The organism is Promicromonospora vindobonensis, assembly GCF_042685865.1.
GTDB lineage: Bacteria > Actinomycetota > Actinomycetes > Actinomycetales > Cellulomonadaceae > Promicromonospora > Promicromonospora vindobonensis.
On record NZ_JBHUOG010000001.1, the window covers coordinates 672138 to 693258 of the forward strand.

33 protein-coding genes are annotated in these 21121 nt (G+C 71.1%); 30 read left to right on the forward strand and 3 right to left on the reverse strand.

The features are described from left to right. Window positions 1-119 precede the first annotated feature (119 nt). On the forward strand, window positions 120-1007 hold the full coding sequence (locus tag ACFS27_RS03125; protein WP_377180242.1) for a helix-turn-helix domain-containing protein: 888 nt from the start codon (window positions 120-122) through the stop codon (window positions 1005-1007). Window positions 1008-1136: 129 nt separating this feature from the next. On the opposite strand, the gene ACFS27_RS03130 is transcribed toward ACFS27_RS03125, so the two are convergent. Next, window positions 1137-2006 carry a LysR family transcriptional regulator gene (locus ACFS27_RS03130; RefSeq protein ID WP_377180244.1) on the reverse strand — a complete coding sequence of 290 codons (870 nt, stop codon included), beginning with the start codon at window positions 2004-2006 and terminating at the stop codon, window positions 1137-1139. Window positions 2007-2124: 118 nt separating this feature from the next. Here ACFS27_RS03130 and ACFS27_RS03135 point away from each other — a divergent pair, with 118 nt between their 5' ends. From ACFS27_RS03135 to ACFS27_RS03145, 3 genes are all read left to right on the forward strand, one after another. After that, window positions 2125-2997, forward strand: a complete 873-nt coding sequence (locus tag ACFS27_RS03135) for an aldo/keto reductase (RefSeq protein ID WP_377180246.1) — start codon at window positions 2125-2127, stop codon at window positions 2995-2997. 59 nt (window positions 2998-3056) lie between these two features. After that, window positions 3057-3989 carry an aldo/keto reductase gene (locus tag ACFS27_RS03140; RefSeq protein WP_377180248.1) on the forward strand — a complete coding sequence of 311 codons (933 nt, stop codon included), beginning with the start codon at window positions 3057-3059 and terminating at the stop codon, window positions 3987-3989. 141 nt (window positions 3990-4130) lie between these two features. Beyond that, window positions 4131-5696, forward strand: a complete 1566-nt coding sequence (locus ACFS27_RS03145) for a hypothetical protein (protein ID WP_377180250.1) — start codon at window positions 4131-4133, stop codon at window positions 5694-5696. A 188-nt stretch (window positions 5697-5884) separates the two neighbouring features. On the opposite strand, the gene ACFS27_RS03150 is transcribed toward ACFS27_RS03145, so the two are convergent. Continuing rightward, window positions 5885-6580 carry a lytic polysaccharide monooxygenase auxiliary activity family 9 protein gene (locus ACFS27_RS03150; RefSeq protein WP_377180252.1) on the reverse strand — a complete coding sequence of 232 codons (696 nt, stop codon included), beginning with the start codon at window positions 6578-6580 and terminating at the stop codon, window positions 5885-5887. A gap of 278 nt (window positions 6581-6858) precedes the next feature. Here ACFS27_RS03150 and ACFS27_RS03155 point away from each other — a divergent pair, with 278 nt between their 5' ends. Further along, window positions 6859-8094, forward strand: coding sequence for a tyrosine-type recombinase/integrase (locus ACFS27_RS03155; protein ID WP_377180254.1), 1236 nt, complete (start codon window positions 6859-6861; stop codon window positions 8092-8094). Between the two features lie 152 nt (window positions 8095-8246). Next, window positions 8247-8471 (forward strand): hypothetical protein, encoded by a 225-nt coding sequence (locus tag ACFS27_RS03160; RefSeq protein ID WP_377180256.1) that lies wholly within the window; start codon window positions 8247-8249, stop codon window positions 8469-8471. Window positions 8472-8525: 54 nt separating this feature from the next. On the opposite strand, the gene ACFS27_RS03165 is transcribed toward ACFS27_RS03160, so the two are convergent. Continuing rightward, complete coding sequence (locus ACFS27_RS03165; protein WP_377180258.1) at window positions 8526-8747, reverse strand: helix-turn-helix domain-containing protein; 222 nt, start codon at window positions 8745-8747, stop codon at window positions 8526-8528. Between the two features lie 193 nt (window positions 8748-8940). Here ACFS27_RS03165 and ACFS27_RS03170 point away from each other — a divergent pair, with 193 nt between their 5' ends. The 24 genes from ACFS27_RS03170 to ACFS27_RS03285 all read left to right on the forward strand — a co-directional run bounded on the left by ACFS27_RS03170 (window position 8941) and on the right by ACFS27_RS03285 (window position 21117). Next, window positions 8941-9213, forward strand: coding sequence for a helix-turn-helix domain-containing protein (locus tag ACFS27_RS03170; RefSeq protein ID WP_377180260.1), 273 nt, complete (start codon window positions 8941-8943; stop codon window positions 9211-9213). Window positions 9214-9278: 65 nt separating this feature from the next. Further along, window positions 9279-10052 carry a phage antirepressor KilAC domain-containing protein gene (locus ACFS27_RS03175; protein WP_377180262.1) on the forward strand — a complete coding sequence of 258 codons (774 nt, stop codon included), beginning with the start codon at window positions 9279-9281 and terminating at the stop codon, window positions 10050-10052. Next, entirely contained in the window at window positions 10052-10276 is a 225-nt protein-coding gene (locus ACFS27_RS03180) for a helix-turn-helix domain-containing protein (RefSeq protein ID WP_377180264.1), read from the forward strand. Before ACFS27_RS03175 ends, ACFS27_RS03180 begins: the two co-directional genes overlap by 1 nt. A 78-nt stretch (window positions 10277-10354) precedes the next feature. After that, window positions 10355-10492 (forward strand): hypothetical protein, encoded by a 138-nt coding sequence (locus ACFS27_RS03185; protein WP_377180266.1) that lies wholly within the window; start codon window positions 10355-10357, stop codon window positions 10490-10492. Next, a complete protein-coding gene (locus ACFS27_RS03190) occupies window positions 10492-10686 on the forward strand; it encodes a hypothetical protein (RefSeq protein ID WP_377180268.1) in 195 nt (64 codons plus the stop codon). The genes ACFS27_RS03185 and ACFS27_RS03190 overlap by 1 nt, the downstream gene beginning before the upstream one ends. Beyond that, window positions 10683-11246 (forward strand): hypothetical protein, encoded by a 564-nt coding sequence (locus tag ACFS27_RS03195; RefSeq protein ID WP_377180270.1) that lies wholly within the window; start codon window positions 10683-10685, stop codon window positions 11244-11246. The genes ACFS27_RS03190 and ACFS27_RS03195 overlap by 4 nt, the downstream gene beginning before the upstream one ends. Beyond that, window positions 11243-11605, forward strand: a complete 363-nt coding sequence (locus ACFS27_RS03200) for a hypothetical protein (RefSeq protein ID WP_377180272.1) — start codon at window positions 11243-11245, stop codon at window positions 11603-11605. Before ACFS27_RS03195 ends, ACFS27_RS03200 begins: the two co-directional genes overlap by 4 nt. A 1-nt stretch (window position 11606) precedes the next feature. Then, window positions 11607-11912, forward strand: coding sequence for a hypothetical protein (locus ACFS27_RS03205; RefSeq protein WP_377180274.1), 306 nt, complete (start codon window positions 11607-11609; stop codon window positions 11910-11912). Beyond that, window positions 11909-12034 (forward strand): hypothetical protein, encoded by a 126-nt coding sequence (locus ACFS27_RS03210; protein WP_377180276.1) that lies wholly within the window; start codon window positions 11909-11911, stop codon window positions 12032-12034. The genes ACFS27_RS03205 and ACFS27_RS03210 overlap by 4 nt, the downstream gene beginning before the upstream one ends. Next, a complete protein-coding gene (locus ACFS27_RS03215) occupies window positions 12031-12249 on the forward strand; it encodes a hypothetical protein (protein ID WP_377180278.1) in 219 nt (72 codons plus the stop codon). The genes ACFS27_RS03210 and ACFS27_RS03215 overlap by 4 nt, the downstream gene beginning before the upstream one ends. Next, window positions 12246-12431 carry a hypothetical protein gene (locus ACFS27_RS03220; RefSeq protein WP_377180280.1) on the forward strand — a complete coding sequence of 62 codons (186 nt, stop codon included), beginning with the start codon at window positions 12246-12248 and terminating at the stop codon, window positions 12429-12431. The genes ACFS27_RS03215 and ACFS27_RS03220 overlap by 4 nt, the downstream gene beginning before the upstream one ends. After that, on the forward strand, window positions 12428-12763 hold the full coding sequence (locus ACFS27_RS03225; protein ID WP_377180282.1) for a hypothetical protein: 336 nt from the start codon (window positions 12428-12430) through the stop codon (window positions 12761-12763). The genes ACFS27_RS03220 and ACFS27_RS03225 overlap by 4 nt, the downstream gene beginning before the upstream one ends. Next, window positions 12760-13080: a hypothetical protein gene (locus ACFS27_RS03230; protein ID WP_377180284.1), complete on the forward strand. Its 321-nt coding sequence runs from the start codon at window positions 12760-12762 to the stop codon at window positions 13078-13080. The genes ACFS27_RS03225 and ACFS27_RS03230 overlap by 4 nt, the downstream gene beginning before the upstream one ends. After that, entirely contained in the window at window positions 13077-13370 is a 294-nt protein-coding gene (locus ACFS27_RS03235) for a hypothetical protein (protein WP_377180286.1), read from the forward strand. The genes ACFS27_RS03230 and ACFS27_RS03235 overlap by 4 nt, the downstream gene beginning before the upstream one ends. After that, on the forward strand, window positions 13370-13531 hold the full coding sequence (locus tag ACFS27_RS03240) for a hypothetical protein (RefSeq protein WP_377180288.1): 162 nt from the start codon (window positions 13370-13372) through the stop codon (window positions 13529-13531). Before ACFS27_RS03235 ends, ACFS27_RS03240 begins: the two co-directional genes overlap by 1 nt. A gap of 108 nt (window positions 13532-13639) precedes the next feature. Then, complete coding sequence (locus ACFS27_RS03245) at window positions 13640-13873, forward strand: hypothetical protein (protein ID WP_377180291.1); 234 nt, start codon at window positions 13640-13642, stop codon at window positions 13871-13873. Window positions 13874-14037: 164 nt separating this feature from the next. Next, window positions 14038-14202: a hypothetical protein gene (locus ACFS27_RS03250; protein ID WP_377180293.1), complete on the forward strand. Its 165-nt coding sequence runs from the start codon at window positions 14038-14040 to the stop codon at window positions 14200-14202. Beyond that, a complete protein-coding gene (locus ACFS27_RS03255; RefSeq protein WP_377180295.1) occupies window positions 14199-14438 on the forward strand; it encodes a hypothetical protein in 240 nt (79 codons plus the stop codon). Before ACFS27_RS03250 ends, ACFS27_RS03255 begins: the two co-directional genes overlap by 4 nt. Then, window positions 14435-14797, forward strand: a complete 363-nt coding sequence (locus ACFS27_RS03260) for a hypothetical protein (RefSeq protein ID WP_377180297.1) — start codon at window positions 14435-14437, stop codon at window positions 14795-14797. Before ACFS27_RS03255 ends, ACFS27_RS03260 begins: the two co-directional genes overlap by 4 nt. Further along, window positions 14794-15633, forward strand: a complete 840-nt coding sequence (locus ACFS27_RS03265; RefSeq protein WP_377180299.1) for a hypothetical protein — start codon at window positions 14794-14796, stop codon at window positions 15631-15633. The genes ACFS27_RS03260 and ACFS27_RS03265 overlap by 4 nt, the downstream gene beginning before the upstream one ends. A 47-nt stretch (window positions 15634-15680) precedes the next feature. Continuing rightward, window positions 15681-16370, forward strand: a complete 690-nt coding sequence (locus tag ACFS27_RS03270) for a hypothetical protein (protein WP_377180301.1) — start codon at window positions 15681-15683, stop codon at window positions 16368-16370. A 24-nt stretch (window positions 16371-16394) separates the two neighbouring features. Continuing rightward, window positions 16395-18134: a DNA cytosine methyltransferase gene (locus tag ACFS27_RS03275; RefSeq protein ID WP_377180303.1), complete on the forward strand. Its 1740-nt coding sequence runs from the start codon at window positions 16395-16397 to the stop codon at window positions 18132-18134. Then, window positions 18131-20650, forward strand: coding sequence for a bifunctional DNA primase/polymerase (locus ACFS27_RS03280; RefSeq protein WP_377180305.1), 2520 nt, complete (start codon window positions 18131-18133; stop codon window positions 20648-20650). Before ACFS27_RS03275 ends, ACFS27_RS03280 begins: the two co-directional genes overlap by 4 nt. After that, window positions 20647-21117 (forward strand): hypothetical protein, encoded by a 471-nt coding sequence (locus ACFS27_RS03285; protein WP_377180307.1) that lies wholly within the window; start codon window positions 20647-20649, stop codon window positions 21115-21117. Before ACFS27_RS03280 ends, ACFS27_RS03285 begins: the two co-directional genes overlap by 4 nt. Window positions 21118-21121 lie beyond the last annotated feature (4 nt).

A 21121-nucleotide genomic window follows, 5' to 3' on the forward strand; every position in this document is an offset into this window, starting at 1 on the left:
TACGAACCCGGACCCGCCCCGGGAAGCGACGTATCGACTCATTTACCTGGACGATCCGACGATTCCTGTTCCGGAGACACCTGCTGACGGGGCGGTGCCCGTGGCGCTACCCTCCAGGTGTGCGGATCCGCGAGGGCTTCCCCGGACAGCGCCTGCGGGTGCTGCCGACCACGGTGGTGCGCGCGGCAGCGAAGCAGGGCCCCACCTCCCGGCTGCTGGTCACCGACGCAGGCTATTTCCCCCACGCGGCGAACCACGGCCGGGTGCGCAAGCACGGCGCGATCGGCTCCATCGTGATCGTCACCTCCGCCGGGCGCGGCTGGTGCCGCACGCCCGGCGGCCTGCACCGCATCGGGGCTGCTCAGGCCCTCGTCATCCCGGCAGGGGTGCCCCACGAGTACTGGGCGGACGACGACGACCCATGGACGATCTGGTGGATGCACGCCCGCGGCCCGGACGCCGCGGAGTTCGAGCGCGACCTGGTGGCGCACGCCGGGCCGGACGACGTCGCCGTGGTCGAGCTGCACGACCTGGTTCGTGTCGTCGCCGACCTCGAACGCGTGGTCGATGCGCTCGAGACGGACGAGACCTATCCAAGCCTGCTGCGCTGCGCGGGCGCCGCTTGGTCGGTGCTCGCCCAGGTCGGCGCCGACGCCGCCGCCGGCAGCCCGGTCCGGGGCGAGCCGGTCCGGGCCGCTCAGGAGTACCTGCGCACCCACCTGGACGCCGTGGTCGAGGTGGCGGCGCTCGCCCGCCGGTTCGGCCTGAGCACCTCGCACTTCTCCGCACGCTTCCGGGCGGCGACGGGCGGCGGCGTGGTGGAGTACGTCAAGCGGCTGCGGATGGCGCGGGCGTGCGAGCTGCTCATCACCACCGAGTTGCCGGTGGCGGACATCGCGCGCTCGGTCGGCTACCCCGACCCGTTCTACTTCTCGCGCCAGTTCCGCAGCGTGCATTCCTGCAGCCCCACGGACTTCCGGCGCGGCCTCCACGACCGCGAGCGCTGAGCGGGCCCGGGGCCCGGGGCCCGGGGCCCGGGGCAGTGTTCGGCAGAATGTCAGGTGTTCGGCATTCCGGGACTGCCGATCACCTGACATTCTGCCGATCAGCCCGCGAACCGCCGCGTCGGATCGCTGCTAGCAGGAGGGGGCGGCGGTCAGGAGCTCGAGGAGGTGGGGGGACGGCGAGTCCTGGCGGTCCGCGGCCGTCACCACCGAGACCACCCAGTCCGCGGCACCGTCCGGCGCGACCGGCACCGCCACGAGGCGAGCTGCCTGCGGCTTGGCGGCGACGTGCCGCGGCACGAGGGCAACGCCGAGGCCGCGGTCGACCAGGTCGAGCAGCGTGTGCACGTCGTTGACCGTGAACCGCACGCGCCGGTGTACCCCCCGCGCGGTGAACGCGTCGTCGTTGAGCCGGCGCACCGCCCAGGACGGGTGGAAGTCGATGAAGCTCTCGCCCCCGAGCTCCGCCCGGTCGGCGGCCGGGCGCGACGCGAGCGGGTGGTCCGGCGGGCAGAGCAGCACCACCGGCTCCTGGCCAAGGACCGTGCGCGGCAGCACGCCGACGTGGTCGGAGGTGGCGACGAACGCGGCGTCGAGGTCGCCGTCGCGCACCCCTGTCAGCAGCTCGTGCGAGCCCGCCTGCGTGAACGCGATCTCCACCAGCGGGTAGCGGCGGTGGAAGCGTTCGAGCAGCGAGGCGACGTCGACGACGCCGAGGCACTGCTCCGACCCGACGCGCAGCGTCCCCGCGAGCGCATGCGAGACCTGCACCACCGCGTCGCGCGCCTCCGTCGCGGAGGAGAGCATGGTGCGGGCGAAGGGCAGCAGGGCCAGGCCGGCCTCGGTCGGCTCGACCTTGCGCGTGGTCCGGGTGAACAGCTTGGTGCCCAGCTCGACCTCGAGGTTGCGGATCGCGGCGGACAGCCCGGACTGGGAGACGCCGGTGACCTCGGCGGCCCGGGTGAACTGCCGCTCGTCCGCGAGGGCGACGAGGTATTCCATCTGACGCAATTCCATTAAGCACTACCAGTTCTAGGAATAATGATGGGGAGTTGTTGGACTTCTAGGTTATCCCTTCCTAGTCTCAGGCTCGAAACCGTTGCGACACGAGGAGCTACTCATGCAGCACCGCACCATCGGCGGCCGGGCCGTCTCGGCGATCGGCCTCGGCGGCATGCCGATGTCCATCGAGGGGCGACCCGACCGCGACCGCTCGATCGCCACGATCCACGCGGCCCTCGATGCCGGCGTCACGCTCATCGACACCGCTGACGCCTACCATCTGCACGCCGACGAGGTGGGCCACAACGAGGAGCTCATCGCCGCGGCCCTGCGCTCCTACGGCGGCGACACCTCCGGCGTCCTCGTCGCCACCAAGGGCGGGCACCTGCGTCCTGGTGACGGTTCCTGGACCAAGGACGGGCGGCCCGAGTACCTCAAGGAGGCCGTGAAGGCGTCGGCCAAGCGGCTCGGGGTCGAGGCCATCGGCCTGTACCAGTTCCACCGGCCGGACCCGAACGTGCCCTACGGCGACTCGGTGGGCGCGATCCGCGACCTGCTCGACGAGGGCGTCATCGAGCTGGCAGGCATCTCCAACGCGAACCCGGACCAGATCCGCGAGGCCAACGACATCCTGGGCGGGCGCCTCGTCTCGGTGCAGAACCAGTTCTCGCCGCGGTTCCGCTCCTCGCTGCCCGAGCTCGAGCTGTGCGCCCAGCTGGGCATCGCGTTCCTCCCGTGGAGCCCGCTCGGCGGCATCGCGCTGGCGCGCTCGGGCGAGCTCGGCACGGAGTACGCGGCGTTCCTCGAGGTGGCCGAGGCGCACGGGGTCTCGCCGTTCCGCGTGACGCTCGCGTGGGAGCTCGCGCTCGCCCCGGTCGTCGTGCCGATCCCCGGAGCATCGCGGCCGGAGAGCGTCCAGGACTCCGCGCAGGCGGCGGACCTGACGCTCACCGACGACGAGGTGGCGCGGCTCAGCGCTGCCGGCGCCTGACCGCCCGGACGCCTCGCAGGACCGCACACGACCCGCAAGACCCACAAGAAAAGGACCTCATGAAGACCTTCACCCTCCCCGGGACACAGCTCACCGTCCCGAACGTCGTCCTTGGCCTGATGCGCATCCAGGAGAAGACGGACGAGGAGGTGCGCACCCTGGTCAAGACCGCGAGGGACGCCGGGATCTCGTTCTTCGACCACGCCGACGTGTACGGCTCCGCCCTGCACGGGTGCGAGACGCGATTCGCCGAGGCGATGCAGCTGACGTCGTCCGAGCGCGAGCAGATCGTGCTCCAGACCAAGGCCGGCATCGTGCGCGAGGGGCCGTACTTCGACTTCTCGTACGAGCACATCATCGAGTCGGTGGACGGCTCGCTGGCCGCGCTCGGCACCGACTACATCGACATCCTGCTGCTGCACCGCCCGGACGCCCTCGTGGAGCCGGACGAGGTGGCGCGTGCGTTCGACGAGCTGTCGGCGGCCGGCAAGGTGCGCTCGTTCGGCGTCTCCAACCACACGCCGGGCCAGATCGAGCTGCTGCGCAAGTCCGTGTCTCAGCCGATCGTCGCCAACCAGCTCCAGCTGTCCGTGACGCACGCCCCGCTCGTCGCGCAGGGTGTGGCCGCGAACATGCAGGCGCTGGACCAGTCGATCAGCCGCGACTCCGGCACGCTCGACTACTGCCGCCTGAACGACATCACCGTCCAGGCATGGTCGCCGTTCCAGGCGGGGTTCTTCACCGGCGTGTTCCTCGGCTCGCCGGAGTACCCGGAGCTGAACGCCGCCATCGACCGGCTCGCCGCCAAGTACGACGTACCTGCCATCGCGATCGCCACCGCCTGGATCACGCGCCACCCCGCGCAGATGCAGGTGGTGCTCGGCACCACCAGCCCCGAGCGGGTGGCAGGCGCCGCCCTCGGCTCCGACGTGCCGCTCACTCGGGCCGAGTGGTACGAGCTGTTCCGCGCGGCGGGCTACACGGTGCCGTAACGCCGGGCACATCCTGCGGGCTCGACCGGCGGCGCGCGGCGTCGCCGGTCGAGCCCGTCGAGGTTCCGATCCCGGGTGAACTTCCGGCCCTCCCCTGGTCTTTCGTCACCGGCACCGCGCGGCTCTGCCAGGGTGAGCGCCATGACCGCGACCGCACCGAGCCAGCGCGCCGAGGCCCCCGACCGCGCGGGTCCCCTCCCCCTGGCTGCTGCGCTGCTGCTGGCGTTGTCGGGTCTGTTCGCCCTGCCGGTAGGCCTCGTCTCCCAGGCGTACTACAGCGACAGCTGGGATGTGGCGACCATCGCGGCTCCCGCGTCGGTCCTGCCCACGCTGGTCCTCTCCGCCGCAGCGGTCGCCTACGGGTCGCGGGTCCTCCTGCTGGTGACCAGCGGGGTGGCCGTGCTGCACCTCATGGGTCTGGTGATGCTCGCGGCAGCCGCGTCGGCCGGGCCGAAGGATCCGACCCTCTTCCTGTCGGGCCCCGCCGAGCTCGGGCTCGCCCTGGTCGGCCTGGCCATGGCCTGGTGGAACACCGGGCACGCCGGACGCCGGCCCTGGATCGCGCTGCTCCCGGTGGTGCTGGCGCCGGTGCTGGGCCTCGTGATCGACCTGAGCCGGCTCGGCGACTGGTCGTGGTGGCCGATCGCCGTCGGCCTCCTGGTCGTCCAGCGCCTCCCGGTCTTCCTGACGGTCCTCGCGGCGGGGCTCCTGTGCCTGCCCGCTCGCGGGGCGCGGCTCGCCGGGACGGCGCTCGTCGCGCTCGCCGGGCTGAACCTCTACTGGCTGGGCCTCCTGGCGGGGGGCCCGGAGCCGCAACCGTTGCGGTACGCCGCCATCGGGCTGGCGCTCGTGTGCGCCGTCATCGGGGTCGCGGCGGCACGGCCGCGTCGCGCCGACGACGGTGCCGTACCCGATATCTCGCCGGACGCAGCGCCCACCGCACCCCGATCAGCACCCGACGCACGCAGCCGGGCGCTGCCGGTCGCGGCGCTGACGGTGCTGGTCCTGACCGTCGCCCTGGACACACTCGAGCTGTTCGCGCACGGCTCCGGCATCCAGCCCGGCGCTGCCGGCATCCTCCACCTGACCGGCTTCCTCGTCGACGCGAGCCTCCTCGCGGCATTCACTCTCGCCGCCGGGGCAGCGACCCTCGGGTCACGCGGCGTGCTGGTCGCGGCGAGCGCCTGCTCCGGCCTGCTGCTGCTCGTCCTGCTGGTCTACCGCGCCACGGCCGGCTGGGCACTGAACCTGCACGACGTCGTGCCGTTCGTCGCGCTCGGCCTCGCGCTCGCCGTCGCGTGGATCGGGACGCACCGGGCGGCAGCCGGCCGGTCCGGGTTGCCGTGGGCAGCGGTAGCCCTCCTGGTGCTTGCCGCCTCACCGCTGATGCTGCTCCTCGACCCGAGCTCCGGAATGTACGGGACAGGGAACCCGATGTTCTTCCAGCTCTACCTGCTGCCTGCGATCGGGGCGAGCAGCGCGCCCGTGCTGGCGGCGGCCCTCATCGGGTTCCCGGACCGCGGCACCCGGCTCGCGGCAGCCGTGCTGCTCGCCGCGCTGGCGGCCACCGGGATGGTCACGCTGCTGGGTGATTCCTACGGGATGCGTCTTCTCGCCGCGCTGAACGTGCTGCGGATCGGCGGCTACGCCCTGGCCTGCGTCCTGATCACGGCGGCCGTCCTGCCTCCTCGTCGGAGTGTCCCCTGACCGCTGCCTCGCCGCGGACTGCACGGTTCCGTGACGCTGTTCGCCGGACGTCGAGCCCGTCGGCGAGGTGAGTGTAGGTCTGCGGGGTGTGTTGCTCTGGGTAGACACCATCTACCCCGCGCAACACACCCCGCAGTCAGGGCCAGCGGCGGCGCTCACAACACGGAGGGTCGGCTGAGCGCGGAGGGTCAGCCGAAGACCACGTCGGCGCAGTTGTAGAACGCCTCAGGGCTGTCCGACCGCGTCCAGATCGAGTAGATGATGTGGTAGCCGGTCTTGTCCGGGAGCGTGGCGTCCCAGTAGTACTCGTCGCCCTGCGGGCCGCCAGGGCGCAGGGGCGGGTCGGTCACCTCGTCGAACGGCGCGGGCTCGAGGTCGTCCCAGCCGAGCGGCTGGCTCGGGTCCCAGCCGTCCCTGGTGATGTACTGCGACCAGGTGCCGGGGTGCCTGGCCCAGGCGTTGTACCGGAACGTGATCGTCTGTCCGGCGGTGACGGTCGTCGTCGGCCACTGGGTGCCCGGCTCACGGAAGGCGGAGAACGAGTCCTGCGGCCCGCACAGGTTCCCGTCGGGCACCACCTCCCTGTGGCGCCCGTCGGCGTCGCTGAGCAGGTTGCCGAACCAGTTGTAGAACGGGTAGTTGCCGTTCACCGCGTACGCGTTCTGGCACATCGGGTTCTGGGGGTTCAGGCCCCCACCCTGGCCGTTCTCGATCCCGTCCACGTAGCACGCGTACGTGCGGGTGGCCGGGTAGGTGAGCCCGCCGTGCGCGTAGGCGGCGGGCGGGTTGGGCTGTACGACGACGATCGCCGCCGCCATGAGCAGGCCCAGCGCGGCGACCAGCGCCGTCGTCCGGACCCGGCCGAGCGTCTTGTAGAGGGTCACGTCCAGCTCCTTCGTCGGTGCTCCGAGAGATCGGGTGTGCTCGATCCTCGGAGCCCGACGCGGGCCGGACAACGCTCCGTATCGTTTAAGCGCCGGCGGTCAGCGACGCGTCACGGCGCCACGTTGTGGTTCGACGCGAAGAGGTTCTGCGGGTCGTACGTCCGCTCGACCTATGGCCCTGACCTGCACAGGCACCTCGCGATATCGACCAGGCCAACAGAACGTGCCAACATGTTGGCGAGCACCCATCACCGGGAGCACTCAGGAGGCACGAAAACATGGCAGCAGTCATCCCGGTCAAGCGGGCACGCGGCGGGTACGCCTGGCGCGTCATGGCGCGCGACGAGCACAAGAAGATGAAGCAGGAGACGTTCTCCGGCCCCGACGCCGTCGCCGTCGAGAAGGCGGCCAGGACCTTCGCCCGACTCGTCGACCGAGTCGGCATCACCGAGGCCTCCAGGATTCGGACCCAGCGCTCCGGCGCCGCCACCCGCGGCGCCCCGACCGTGGGCGAGTGGACGGACGCCTACCTCGACAAGTCCACCGGCATCCTGGCCGGCATCACCGACGCCACCCGCGCCGACTACCGGCGCGACGCGAACAGGTACATCGTGCCCCGGCTCGGGGAGCTGCCCGTCGACCATGTGGACGTCGACGAGGTGGCCCGCTGGGTGGTGTGGCTGGAGGCGCAGCAGTGGAAGGGGAAGCCGCTCGCCGCCAAGACTGTGAGGTCCAAGCACACTCTCCTGTCGCAGATCCTGGGCGCCGCAGCCGTCAAGGGGCACCGCACCGGGAACCCGGCCAGGGGTGCGAAACTGACGCGCCAGCGCAAGCGGAAGATGGTGGTCCTGACCGCGTCCGAGCTCGCGGTGCTGCTGCACTTCCTGCCCGAGCAGTGGCGACCCCTGGTGCTGTGGCTCGCAGGGACGGGCATGCGCTGGGGGGAGGCGACGGCGCTCACCTGGGGAGACCTGGACCGCGACGCCCGGCCGATGCTCGTGCACATCGACAAGGCGTGGCAGAGGACGCAGGCCGGACAGAAGCGGACGCTCGGCCCGCCGAAGACTGACGCGGGCGAGCGCACCATCAGCGTTCCCGACTCGCTCGTGTCCCAGCTCGGCAAGCCTGGCCGCGGTGATGCGCTGATCTTCCCGTCCAGGACGGGCAAGGCGCTGCTCTCGGCCTCGTTCAACCCTCACGTCTGGTCGCCGGCGCTGACCCGGGCGAACGGCACCGAGGCGTGCGAGGCTGCTGGCCTGACACCGATCGGCAAGCGGCCTCGCGTGCATGATCTGCGTCACTTCCACGCCTCGGCGCTGATCGGCGCTGGACGGCCGTTGCCCTACATCCAGGCGCGCCTGGGGCACGAGAAGATCACCACGACGGTGGACACGTACGGCCACCTGTTGCCGGACGCCCAGCAGGGCGACGCGGACGCGGTGGCGGTGATCCTGGGGGCGTCGCTGCCCGAGCTGGTCGAGCTGGTCGCGGCCCTGCCGGAGATCGAGGGCTAGCCCTCTTCGCCATACGGAACATTCATGCGCTTTCATGGGATCTTCCGGACATACGTGATATCCGATGAAAGCGCATGGTTTCGATGGGGTGAGAAGGGGGGATAACGGGACGCTTTAGCGTCATGAAATCGAATTCATGGGGTACTGATGACATGACTGACATGCACGGGGGCGACGCCGAACCCCCCGCTCAAGTTCTCACCCTGCCCAACCGCAACACGGGCACCACACCCCCCACCGGAGCCCTGGCGGACATGTCCCCCTTCGACCTCTGGCACCGTCTCCGCGACGCGATCGGCAGCGCCGCCGCCGCCGAACTCCTCGACGCCGGAGCCGTACACCTGGTCAAGGCAAACCGATCGACCGCCCTGAACTGAGCACACAAAAGCAAGGCCCCCGCCGTCGAGGCGGGGGCCTTTTGCGTTGGGGCACTACTCGCGGTCGGCACGCTCCTCTGCCGCGCGCACCAGCGCCCAGATGCTATCGAGGCCGAACTCGTGAGCCAGAGCTGCGAGCACGCCGTATGTCATCTCGCGCTCGCCCTTCTCGTAGTTGTGGAGCGTGTTCTTGTGCACGCCGATGCGCGCGCTCAGCTCCTCGAGCGTGAGGCCGGCGGCACTTCGCTCGGCCTTGATCTGTCGTCCTAGCGCCACAACTTCAGCCTGACGTCGGCCACTTGAGGTATCCACATCGCCGGACCGTACCCCGATTGTGTGATCCTGTCACCCATTTGGGTACCAGCGGCCCCCGACTCGCGCCAGTTCACCCCGCGCCAGAGCACACGCATGAGTGACGACATCCCTCCTATGTGTTGACGTACCCCAATTGGGCGAGTACGTTCCTGTCATGCCCATCACACATACGAGGGATCGTGACACTCGGACGAGTGACGGTGACGACCTGGCAGGCGCGCTGCACGACCTCCGCAAGGCCCGCGACCTGTCGCTCTACGCCGTCGCCAAGCGAACCGGCGTGCCCCGCACTGTCCTGGAGCGCCTGGAGGTCGACGCGACCAACGCGAAGTACGGCCACCTCGTCACCCTCGCCGAGTTCTACGGCCTGCCTCGCACGTCCGACCTCGTCGCCCTCGGCGAGCACCGCCGAACCCACGCGGCCTGAGCAAAGCCAAGGGGCCGACCCCCCTTCACAGCGGCCGGCCCCTCGAACAGACAGGAGACATCCTAGTGGAACTGACGCCCTTCACCTTCGACGGCAACGCCGTCCGGGTGATCACCGACGAGCACGGCGAGCCGAGGTTCGTCGCGTCCGACGTCGCGAAGATCCTCGGGTACCGCGACGCCGAGAAGATGACCCGACGCCTGCCCGTCGAGGACAGGGGTACCCGTTCAGTGGGTACCCCCGGCGGCGAGCAGGACATGACCGTCATCACCGAGCCCGGCCTGTACATCGCGATCTTCGGGTCACAGGTCGAGGGGGCCGAGCGGTTCAAGCGGTGGATCGCCACCGAAGTCCTCCCCGCGATCCGGAAGACCGGCGGCTACCAGGTCGCAGCGGCGCTCCCGCAGGACTTCCCCTCGGCGCTCCGGGCACTGGCGGACACCGCCGAGTCCCTCGCCGCCGAGCAGGCCGCCCGAGCGATCGAGGCACCCAAGGCCCAGGCGTGGGAGGACTTCCTCTCCGCGAACGGTGACTACTCGGTCAACCAGTCCGCGAAGGTCCTGTCCCGCCGCGCCGGAACCATCATCGGCGAGACCCGCCTGTGGAAGTGGCTCGCCGAGCACAAGTGGACCTACCGCGACCACAGCGGGCAGCGCGCCTACCAGAAGCGCATCGACACCGGCCACCTCGTGGAGAAGTCCCACGCCCCCTACACCGACCCGCACACCGGCGAGGAGAAGGTGCGCGGCGTCCAGGTCCGCATCACGCCCAAGGGTCTGGAACGGCTCGACCGGGGGCTCAGCGGACAGTTCGAGCTCGACATCGAGGGGGTCGCCTGATGGCCGACCTAACGACGAAGGACGTCGCCGTCGAGCTGAAGTGCGCGCCGGGGACGGTGCGAGGCCTGATCCAGTCCCACGAGCTGCGCGCGTACCGGCTGGCCGACGGCGGCCCGTACCGCGTCACCCCGGAGGCCCTGGCCGAGTTCCGCGCCCAGCGCGAGGCCGAGCGACACGACCCCTGGACGCGGTCGCAGGACCGCCGCAAGACCACCGCCGCCTGACGGATTCAGGCAAGAGCAATGCCGCCCCCACCGGATATGAGCCCAAGCAGGGACGGCACCACCGAGAGGAATCATCCCATGAAGCTCCCCAACCTGGGCGCCGCACTCGACCGGGCCATCGCCCGGCACGTCGAGGCAGCCCTGAACACCGAGCCGGCCGAGGACCTCGCCGCCGACTCCCGCGCCGAGGTCAGCACCCCGAAGGCGGCTCGCTGATGAGCACCAACGACCTGACCGGCGTCCTGGCCTGCGAGCCCTACGGCTTCCACCCGGCCGAGCCCCCCGAGGGCCCGCCGCACGACCTTCCGCAGCGCGAGGTCGGCGCGACCCTCACCCCCGAGGACCAGGCCCAGCTGATCACCAACCGCGAGCACATGCGCGCGGCCTACGAGCGGGAGACGAACCGATGAGGCCCACGACGACCGTCCGCCCGTTCCAGGTCGGCGACAACGTCCGCGCCGCGGGGCTGTTCGACGAGGCGATGCGGTCCGGGCCGATCCTCCTGATCCATGACTGCCCCGCGAAGATTGGGCACGAGGCGTTCTGCGCGGCATATGTCGAGGTGGACAAGAGCCTCCCCGAGACGGACCCGAAGCGGCTGGTCCAGGTGTTCCTGACGGCGGACGCCACGGGACCACTCAACGAGCGGCACCGCATCGAGCTCCTCGGCGACGGCCTCACAGAGGCCATCGACTCTGCGTCGCACCGCTCCTCCTCGCAGGCCGGTCTGGCCTCCCTGATCACGTCCGGCGGCGCGGTGACGCAGCCCAACCCCGCGCCGTCGGACGACAGCACCCACCTCCTGGACCGCCTCCCCGGCGAGCCCAACGCCCGCGACCTGGACCCCGTGTACGGCTTCACGGCCGACGTCGAGCGCTACGAGCGCCCCACGGTCTGGCTCACCCGCGAGCAGTACACCGCCCTCGGCGAGCCGCAGCAGATCACCGTGACGATCGGAGCGGTCCGATGAGCGCCAACGTCACCCGCCGCCACGCCCACACCAAGGGGCAGCCGCGCCGCACCTGGGCACCGCTCGGCGAGGTCACCTACATGCTGCCCGTGCTCGATGAGCCGCTGCCGGTGCTCACCGAGGACCAGACCGCACTGATGCTCGACGACATGTCCGGCGACCTGTTCCGCGCCGTCCGGGCCAACGTCGGGAACGGGCCTCGCAACACGCAGGAAGTGTTCGAGCACCTCGCCCCGAGGCACACGCCCGCCAAGGCCATCGCCCACGCCGCGCGCCGCGTCGTCAGCCTCGGGCTGTACACGGTCTCCGTCCTGGCCGTCATCGCCGTGCCGCCGGTGCTCCACGGGCTGGGGGTCTGACATGAAGACCACCACCGCAGCCCTCGCCGTCGGCGCCGCGCTCGTCGTCGGCCTCGTGTCCGGTGCCGCCTCCGCAGGCGAGCCCGTCACCCGCACGCCGGTCGCGTGCAACGCCATGGCGGCCTACGCCGTCGAGGCGTTCCAGCTCTGGGCCGACCTCGCCAGCGCGACACGGGAACGCGGGGACGCCCTCGGCGCCGACGCGTACGCCGTGCACGACGGCGACGTCAACCACCTCATGGCGTCGCTGGAAGCCGTCGCACCGAAGTACGACCGCGCCGTTGCCGACTGCGTGGGTGCCCCGTGATCGCCGCCCTGGCGCCCGCCGCGCTCGCCCTGGCCGCCATCGCCGTACTCGTCCTGACCGTCCGCCACCTCACCGCGGACGACCGCCACTACACCCAGCACATGAAGGGACACCGACCGTGAACACCCCCATCACCGCCGTGTCGTACTCGATCGACACCGCGTCCGCCGCGACCGGGGTGTCGCGCGACGTCGTCCAGCGGGCCATGCGCTCCGGTGACCTCGTCGTGCACTACCCGAACGTGAGCGGCAAGCAGGTCGGCAAGCCGCTGATCCTCGCCGAGGACCTGCGCGCCTGGGTCGCCGCGGGCAAGACGGAGCGGGAGGCCGCAGCGTGACCGACTTCCTCACCGCCGCCGTCCTGGCCGCCGCGTTCCCCGACCACGACCGCATGGCCACCGGCTTCGCGAACGCTGAGGCACGGCTTGCCCGCCAGGCGTACCGCGCCCGCATCCGGGACGAGAACGAGTACTGGGCCGGGCTGTACGGGCTCGTACTGACGGGGAGGGCCGCCGCGTGAGCACCGCAACCACCATCCCCGACCCCGACCGCACCCACCCGGCCGGCCTGACCTGGTACGCGCCGCTGGAGTCCCGGCCGATCGTCCTGGGCCCGTCCGAGGACCACCCCGACCTGCGGCCCGCGCTCGCCCTCGACGCCGGCCGGTTCTGGTCCGGCGCCCGTCACGGGCTCGCCGTCGGCCGGGCCCGCGTCCAGCTCGACGACGCCGCCGTCCGGTACGCGCTCAGCGCGGACCTGCGCCGGGCGCCCGCCGAGGTCGCCGCACTCGCCCAGGCCGCCACCGCCTGGGACCACGCCATCCACGCCTACGCGAAGGACCTCTCATCGTGAGCACCACCATCAAGCCCGGCCAGACCTGGGCAGACAAGAACGGGAACCGGCTCCGCGTCGACCTCGTGCGCCCCGCCCACGTCGAGTACACGTGGGTCGGCGGCATCATGCACATCCTCACCATCGCTGAGTTCCTCGACGCCTTCGAGCTGGTCGAGGACGCCACCGCACCGCTCGACCCCACCACCGCGCGCAAGGCCGTCGTCGACGCGCTCGCCACCGTCCTGCCCAGCGCCACCGTCGACTACGAGCTGCTGAACGCGGCCACGGACGCCGTCGTCGCCACGCTCAACATCCGGGCGGGCGGTGCCCGATGAACACGCAGATCGGCTACGCGCCCACCGAGCCCGAGCCCCAGGCGTACGTCGACGAGGTCCCCAAGGCGGGCCTGTACGTCGTCGACCACGGCGACATCCACGACGCCCGCAAGATCCGCCCCGAGCAGTTCACGGTGTGCTTTTGCTCGGACGACCAGCACCGCGACTCGCAGGCCGACGCGTGGGGCACGCACACCAGCGAGGCCAGGGCCGAGCGCGTCGCCCAGGCCATGCTCGGCCACGTCCTGGCCCGCGAGCTGTACGCCGTCACCCGGGTGGTGAGGCGGTGATGGGCGAGATGACCACCCTGGCCGACGCCGGCCGCCAGATCACCGCCGAGCGCCAGGCCCTGCTCAACCTGCTCGCCGTCGCCGAGAAGAAGGTCAGCCGCGGGCTCGGCGGCCCGGACCTCGCCAGGGCCGTGCAGGACGTCCAGGCGGTGCGGTCATGACCGACCTGCCCACCGAAGTGCAGCAGGCCCTCGACGAGTTCGACGGCCGCCAGTCCGACGCCGAGGTAGCGGAGCGGATACGTAACGCACTCGCTGAGGAGGCCAACCGTGGCTAACCCGAGACGTATCACGGCCGATGACATGCAGATCGCCGGACGCAACATCGCCGCCCAGCAGGGCATCACGGTCGACGAGCTCAAGGCCATCGTGCGCAACCCGCTCCGTGACTGCGCCGGCCCCGGCTGCGAACGCAAGTTCACCGTTCACCACGACCGTGAGAAGTACTGCTCCCGCACGTGCAAGACCGCAGCGAACTCCTTACGTAACAGGGCCGATCAGTGACCAGCGACCAGCGGCGCAAGCCATGCGCCGACGGCTGCGGAAAGACCACACGCGGCACCCGATGCCGGGACTGCTACGGCAAGATCCCCGCCCGCGAACGGTCCGGCAGGTTCGGCAGCTTCCAGCTCCACCCCACCCACCTCACGACAGGAACCACTCGAACCATGAACGCCCCCACCGAGCGCAACTTCGACTCCAGCCTCGCCGCCGGGCAGGCAGGATCCGGCTCCACCCCGGAGGAGCTCGCGTCCGTACAGCGCCACATCGACGAGCAGGCGAAGGACGCCGCCGACAAGGCCGACCTCGAACGAACCATCTTCGGCAAGTGAGCACCCGATTCGAGGCCCGCTGGCCCATCGAGCCCGGCACCGAAAGTGTGCCATTCACCGCCCGGGTACGTGTCGCAAAGGGCGACCTGGACCAGTTGCTCGAGGAAGCCGGCGCGGAACTGCTCTGCCACCCCGACGTCCTCACCTGGCGCGAGGACAACGGCGAGCTGGTCGCCACCGGCCCCGCACGACGCAAGACCACCACCACCCAGACCCCAGCCCAGGAGGCAGCGTGACCACCGAGCCCACCACCCCGGACCTGACCGACGAGGAGATCCTCGAGCTGGAGCAGCTGCTCGTCGAGGACGACAAGCTGGCCGAGACCATCGACCACGCCGAGCAGCGCCGCAAGGCCATCCGCGCCATCCTCGCCAAGAAGCTCCCCGACGGCACCAGGGCGCTCGGCGGCCGCAAGGTCATCATCAGCGTGCCGGCCCGCCTGGACGCCGCCGCGCTCGGCCGGGACTACCCCGTCACCGCCTACCCGCACCTGTACGAGCCGAAGCTCTCCACGAGCGCGGTGCGCGACAACATTGCCGCGGTCGACCTCGCCAAGTACGCCAAGGCTGGCCAGCGTCAGGTCACCGTCAAGTGACGATCGACCAGACGTTCTCCTCCCTGCCGCCGCGGACCGCACCGTTCGCGGCGGCAGGGGTGGGCGGCGCCGCCACCGAGCTGCGCGCCGTGATCGAGGACGCCATCGTGAACTCGCCGCGGTCCCTGCAGAAGCAGATCGGGCCGTCCGAGATCGGCGACCCCTGCGACCACTGCCTCGCGGCGAAGCTCGCCGGGTGGTCCAAGACCGACGACGGCATCCCCTGGCTGCCGTTCATCGGGACCTCGGTGCACGCCGAGCTCGAGCGGATCCTCACCGACCACGAGATCAACCGCAACGCCCTGCACACCACGGGCATGCGGTGGCTCTGCGAGAACCGCGTCACCGTCGGCCAGATCGGCGGCGTGGACATCTCGGGCAGCACGGACCTGTTCGACACCCAGGCCGGCGCGACCTTCGACTGGAAGATCGTCGGCGAGTCCACCCTGCGCAAGGCGCGCAGCAAGGGCGCCTCCGCCGTCTACCGCATCCAGGCGCACCTGTACGGACGCGGATGGGTGGCGGCCGGCCACGAGGTCCGCGACGTCGCCATCTGGTTCCTGCCCCGCAACGACGCCGCCGGCATCACCCGCGGCGTGCTGTGGCACGAGCCCTACGACGAGCAGGTCGCCCTCGACGCGCTCGCCCGCGCCAACCGGCTCCACGCCAACCTCACCGCGCTGGCATCCATCAGCGCCGCCGCCCGCGACCAGTGGATCACCGCGCTGCCGCGCGACAAGGACTGCTGGGACTGCGCCAGGTACCGCGACGCCCCCACCACCACCGCCGACGGGGAAACCCTCGACGGCCTCGTTCTTCCCGTCGCCGCCCGGTGACCGGGAACCGCACCACCACCAACCCCCAGATCACAGGAGATAACCCCATGAGCACCATGACCCCCGACGCCAACTCCATCCTCATGTCCGGCGGCGGCGCATTCGCCTCGTTCAAGGAGCACGGCGACACCATCACCGGGACCGTGACCCAGGTCGGCGAGCCCTACCAGGTCCGCGAGTGGAACCAGGCCACGAGCCGCTCCGACGGCCCGCCGAAGTTCACCAAGGCCGGCAAGCCTGTCTACGCCTTCCACGTCAGCCTCGCCACCGACGAGCGCGACCAGTTCAACCCGGACGACGATGGCGAGCGGACGATCGACGTCAACTCCTGGCGTATGCAGGACGCCCTGCGCGCCGCCATCAAGGGTGCCGGCGCGCCCGGCCTGGAGATCGGGGCGCAGGTCACCCTGACCTACACCAAGGACGAGGTGCAGGGCGACAGCCGCTCCGGCAAGCACTACGCCGCGCAGTACGTCCGGCCGGCGAACGTCGCCCTCATGGGTGGCGGGCAGCCCGCTGCCGCCCCGGCGCCCGCCCCCGCTCCGGTCGTCCAGCAGGCACCGGCTCCGGCCGCTCCTGCCCCCGTGGCGGTCGCCGCACCGGCACCTGCCGCCGCTGCCACGCAGTCCCCCGCGGACTTGGCCAAGCAGCTGATCGGCGTCGGCCTCGACGACACGGCCATCGCCGCCGCCACCCAGCTCGACCCCGCCGTGGTCGCGGCGATCCGCGCAGCCTGACCCACCAGCCCCGCCACGACAGGCGTGCTGCCCGCTTTCGAGCCGGGCCGGGGCACCAACCACGACACCACCACGAAAGCCCAGGAGGCACCCACCTTGACGCTCACCGTCACAGACCTGTTCGCCGGTGCCGGCGGCTCGTCTACCGGCATGATCCAGGTTCCCGGCGTGCACGTGATGTACGCGGCGAACCACTGGGCGCCCGCCGTCGCGATCCACAACGCGAACCACCCCCGCACCCACCACGCCGCCGTCGACCTCCACGAGGAAGACCCGCGCTACTTCGCCCGTACGGACATCCTCTGGGCGTCACCCGAGTGCACGAAGTGGTCGCAGGCGAGCGGCAAGGGCCGCCCCGCGATCGAGGAGGGCCTGTTCGAGGACCCGGACTCGTCCGACGTCGCCACGCGCTCCCGCCTCCTGATGTTCGACGTGCTCAAGTTCATCGAGCACCACCGGTACCGCGCCGTCATCGTCGAGAACGTCGTCAACATCGCGACCGAGGAGAAGTTCCGCCTCGCCTGGTTCGAGTGGCGCAAGCAGCTGCGCGCGCTCGGCTATCGGTTCCAGGTCGTGTCGCTCAACTCGATGCACGCCCAGCTCCTCGGCGACCCCGCCCCGCAGTCCCGGGACCGCATCTACATCGTGGCGTGGCCCGACGGCGAACGTGCCCCCGACCTCGAGCGCGTCACCCGCACGCCGGCCTGGTGCCCGAAGTGCGACCGGCCCGTCGACGCCGCCCAGTCGTGGAAGAACGGCAAGGAGGTCGGGCGGTACAAGCAGGCGTACGTGTTCACCGACCCCGCGTGCGGCACCGTCGTCGAGCCCGCCTGGCTCCCCGCGGCGTCCGCGATCGACTGGTCGATCCCCGGCGTCCGCGTCGGCGACCGCCTCGCCGAGAAGACCCGCCTGCGGATCGCCCGGGGCATCGCCCGCTACTGGGGCCCCATGCACATCGAAGCCTCCGGCAACCAGTACGACGCGGCCGACGTGAAGCACCCGCAGCACGGCGACCCGAACGCGTACTACCGGGCATGGCCCGTCGGCGAGCCGCTCAAGACGCTGCACACGCGGGAGTCCAAGGCCCTGGTCGTCCCGTCCGGTGGCACCTGGAACGAGGACGCGCGCCCGGTCACCGACCCGCACCGCACCCTGATGACGCGGGACGCCTACGGGTTCGCGTGCACGCCGCTCCTGGACAAGAACTTCGGCACCGGCGTCGCCTACCCCACTACTGACCCCGCGGCGACCTTCACAGCCGGCGGGAACCACCACGCCCTCGTGACGTCCTACTACGGCAACAGCATGGGCGCCCACCCCGCCAGCGACCCGCTCGGCACCGTCACCACCCGGGACCGGCACGCCCTGATCCACCGCAACAACACCGGCGGCGCCGAGATGACGACACCCGTGCACGAGGAGCTGCGCACGCTCACCACCTCGGGGCACCAGTCGCTCCTCGGCGCGCCCGATCAGCTCGACCTTGGCCTCGACGCCGCACCCCGACGCCGCCGACCCACGGCCGCCGAGCTCCGTGACGCCGAGGACATGGTCCCCGAGGTCCTGTACCGGATGCTCCGGCCCCACGAGGTCGCCGCCGGCATGGCGTTCCCCGCCGACTACGACTGGCACCCCGACAAGCAGAAGCCGACGAACAACCGCGACCTCGTCAAGGCCGCAGGCAACGCCGTCACGCCACCGGCCGCCCGCGACCTCATGGCTGCCGTCGTGGCCTCGATCACTGGAGAGGACCTCACCGCGTGACCACCACCGTCCTGGACACCGCACTCGAGCTGGTCACGCTCGGATACTCCGTCCTGCCCATCCGCGCTGACGGCTCCAAGGCGGCTGCCGTCACCTGGCGCCCCTACATCACCACCGCCGCCGACGAGACCCAGGTCCGCACCTGGTTCGCCGACCCGACCACCGGCCTCGCCGTCGTCCAGGGCGCCGTGTCCGGTGGCGCGGAGCTCGCCGAGATCGAAGGTCGTGCCGCCCACCGCATCACCGAGCTGCGCGCGCTCGCCGAAGAGTTCGACCTCGTCGACCTGTGGCAGCGCCTCACCACCGGGTGGCTGGAGATGTCCCCGTCCGGCGGGTTCCACTTCCACTACCGCGTCGTGGGAACCCCCGTTCCCGGCAATCTCAAGCTCGCCCGCGCCGCCGACAAGGTCGTCCTCGCCGAGACCCGCGGCGAAGGCGGGTACGTCGTCGCCGCGCCGTCCGGCGGCACCGTGCACCCCACGGGCCGCTCCTGGACACGCCTGGCCGGCGGGCCCGCCACCGCGCCCGTGCTCGACGCTGAGGAGCGCGACCTGTTCCACCTCCTGCTGCGCACCCTCGACGAGATGCCCGCCCCCGACCCCGCGGCGAACGTCGGGCCCGTCGCACCCCACGACCCTCGCGACGGTCTCACCCCCGGCGACGACTACGAGAACCAGACTGACTGGTCCGACATCCTCACCCCCCACGACTGGACCCTCGTCACCACCCGCGGCCGCACCCGGTACTGGCGTCGGCCCGGCAAGGACACCGGTCTCTGGTCCGCGTCCACCGGCCGCGCCCAGGACCGCGACCGCCTCTTCGTCTGGTCGTCGTCCACCGAGTTCGAGCAGGAGGTCCCCTACACCAAGCTCGGCGCGTACGCCCTCCTCAACCACGGCGGGGACCACAGTGCCGCAGCCAAGGCGCTCGCCCGCGACGGGTACGGCAAGCGCGCCACCCTCAGCGCCACCCCCCACGGCCTCGACGGCCTCATCGCTGCCGCCACCATCACCGCCACCACGACCGTCCCCCAGGACGCCGAGACCCTCGACGGCCTCCTCATGCCCACGGTGCCCGCAGACGGCGGGCAGAACACCCGCACCGAGCAGACCACCGACACCCCCGACACCGACCCCACCGACGCGCCCCTGCCGCCGTCGTGGCAGCCCATCGACCTCGGCCCCTACCTCGACGGCACATGGACCCCCGCCGAACCCACCATGCTCGTGCGCACCGACGGCATCGCCCTCCTGTACCCCGGCCTCGTCCACGACTTCCACGGCGAGTCCGAGTCCGGCAAGTCCCTCGTCATCCAGGCCGAAGCCGCCGCCCGCGTCCAGGCGAACCAGACCGTCCTCTACGTCGACTTCGAGTCCGACGCCGGCCAGGTCACCGCCCGCATGCTCGCCTTCGGCTGCACCCCCGACGAGCTGCGCACCCACTTCACGTACGTCCGCCCCGAGATGTCCCCGCACGCCATGGCCGAGCTCGAAGCCTGGGCCACGCTGCTGGCGCGCCCCTTCACCCTCGCCGTCCTCGACGGTGTCACCGACGCCCTCGGACAGTTCGGCGCCGCGTCCAAGGAGAACGACGACATCGCCGCCTGGCACCGCGCCGTCCCCCGCACCCTCGCCACCCGCACCGGCGCCGCCGTCGTCCTCGTCGACCACGTCGTCAAAGCCACAGAAGGGCGCGGAAGATTCGCCATCGGCGGTCAGACAAAGATGGCCGCAATCGACGGGGCGTCCTATCTCGTCGAGGTAGAAAAGCCCCTCGGAAAAGGCCTCGCCGGGACCGTGGTAATGCGCATCGGAAAGGACCGTCCCGGGTCCATCCGCCCCCAGTGCGGCACGTGGCGGGCCGGAGACCGCACCCAGGAAGCCGCCCGGATCACCATCGACTCCACTGCCGGCAACGGCACCATCCTCGTCACCGTCGAGCCCCCGAGCGACCGCGTGGGCGACGAGAAGGGCGACGGACCCTTCCGCCCCACCGGGCTCATGGAACGGATCTCCCGGCTGCTCGAGTCGATGCGTGAGCCCGTCAGCCTGACCAAGCTGCAGGGCCTGCTCCGCGCCGACGGAACCAAGGCCAAGTCCGCCATGATCGCCGAGGCCGTCAACCTCCTGGTCAACACCGAGCACGTCACCGAGGAGTCCGGACCCCGCAACGCCCGCCTGCTGCGCTCGTCCGCCGCGTACCGGCAGCGCACCGACCCCGAGTCCGACGCATACGTCGCACCCCTCGACGGCCTGATCGCCGCCGACCCCGACCGCTCCCCGGAAGAGGTCGGAACGGGTCGGGAACAGGTCAACCCTGACCACTTCCCACCGCTTCCCGACCCCTTCGGGAATGGGTCATCGACCGCTTCCCACCACCCCGCCCCCGTAGGGGGTGGGGAAGCGGTGGAGTCGGCAGGGCACGGTGACCGCTTCCGGAAGAACAACTTCGGCATCAAGGACCCCACCACGGGCCTGTACATCGACCCCGCCACCGGCGAGGTGATCGACCGATGACCGACACCCTGTTTGAGCTCCCGAACCCCCCCGCCGCTCCTCCCGGCCCACCCGACACCCCGTGCTGGGTCACCGCCTACGAGACCACCACCGGAGGCGCCGCCACCCTCGCCGGCGGGAAGGCCCTGCCACGTCCCTGCCCCACCTGCCGGGCCTGGTGCCTCACCGGGTACGACTCCAACCTCTGCGCCTTCCAGGCCTGGGCCACCCCCGCCGCCCTCACCCCCCAGCTCGAGGCCGCCGCCCTCATCCTCCAGCGCACCACCTACCGGGTGTGGGGCAGGCCCGGGTCCTACGAGCTCACCGTGCGGTACGTCCCCGGCCTCCACCTTCCCGGCCGATACCCCACCGCGAATGAATGCACCGTCATCGCCGCACACGTCTGCAATTCCCCCCCGCTATCCGATCAATGGATACGCACCGCACCACCCAAACAACGTATCGACCTCACCGATATCCCGTTCTGAAAGG

Bases quoted from the DNA above. Each gene is read 5' to 3' on its own strand.
- ACFS27_RS03130 (WP_377180244.1), bottom strand. From the start codon at position 2,006: ATGGAATACCTCGTCGCCCTCGCGGACGAGCGGCAGTTCACCCGGGCC.
- ACFS27_RS03135 (WP_377180246.1), top strand. From the start codon at position 2,125: ATGCAGCACCGCACCATCGGCGGCCGGGCCGTCTCGGCGATCGGCCTC.
- ACFS27_RS03140 (WP_377180248.1), top strand. From the start codon at position 3,057: ATGAAGACCTTCACCCTCCCCGGGACACAGCTCACCGTCCCGAACGTC.
- ACFS27_RS03145 (WP_377180250.1), top strand. From the start codon at position 4,131: ATGACCGCGACCGCACCGAGCCAGCGCGCCGAGGCCCCCGACCGCGCG.
- ACFS27_RS03155 (WP_377180254.1), top strand. From the start codon at position 6,859: ATGGCAGCAGTCATCCCGGTCAAGCGGGCACGCGGCGGGTACGCCTGG.
- ACFS27_RS03160 (WP_377180256.1), top strand. From the start codon at position 8,247: ATGACTGACATGCACGGGGGCGACGCCGAACCCCCCGCTCAAGTTCTC.
- ACFS27_RS03170 (WP_377180260.1), top strand. From the start codon at position 8,941: ATGCCCATCACACATACGAGGGATCGTGACACTCGGACGAGTGACGGT.
- ACFS27_RS03180 (WP_377180264.1), top strand. From the start codon at position 10,052: ATGGCCGACCTAACGACGAAGGACGTCGCCGTCGAGCTGAAGTGCGCG.
- ACFS27_RS03185 (WP_377180266.1), top strand. From the start codon at position 10,355: ATGAAGCTCCCCAACCTGGGCGCCGCACTCGACCGGGCCATCGCCCGG.
- ACFS27_RS03190 (WP_377180268.1), top strand. From the start codon at position 10,492: ATGAGCACCAACGACCTGACCGGCGTCCTGGCCTGCGAGCCCTACGGC.
- ACFS27_RS03195 (WP_377180270.1), top strand. From the start codon at position 10,683: ATGAGGCCCACGACGACCGTCCGCCCGTTCCAGGTCGGCGACAACGTC.
- ACFS27_RS03200 (WP_377180272.1), top strand. From the start codon at position 11,243: ATGAGCGCCAACGTCACCCGCCGCCACGCCCACACCAAGGGGCAGCCG.
- ACFS27_RS03205 (WP_377180274.1), top strand. From the start codon at position 11,607: ATGAAGACCACCACCGCAGCCCTCGCCGTCGGCGCCGCGCTCGTCGTC.
- ACFS27_RS03235 (WP_377180286.1), top strand. From the start codon at position 13,077: ATGAACACGCAGATCGGCTACGCGCCCACCGAGCCCGAGCCCCAGGCG.
- ACFS27_RS03240 (WP_377180288.1), top strand. From the start codon at position 13,370: ATGGGCGAGATGACCACCCTGGCCGACGCCGGCCGCCAGATCACCGCC.
- ACFS27_RS03250 (WP_377180293.1), top strand. From the start codon at position 14,038: ATGAACGCCCCCACCGAGCGCAACTTCGACTCCAGCCTCGCCGCCGGG.
- ACFS27_RS03270 (WP_377180301.1), top strand. From the start codon at position 15,681: ATGAGCACCATGACCCCCGACGCCAACTCCATCCTCATGTCCGGCGGC.
- ACFS27_RS03285 (WP_377180307.1), top strand. From the start codon at position 20,647: ATGACCGACACCCTGTTTGAGCTCCCGAACCCCCCCGCCGCTCCTCCC.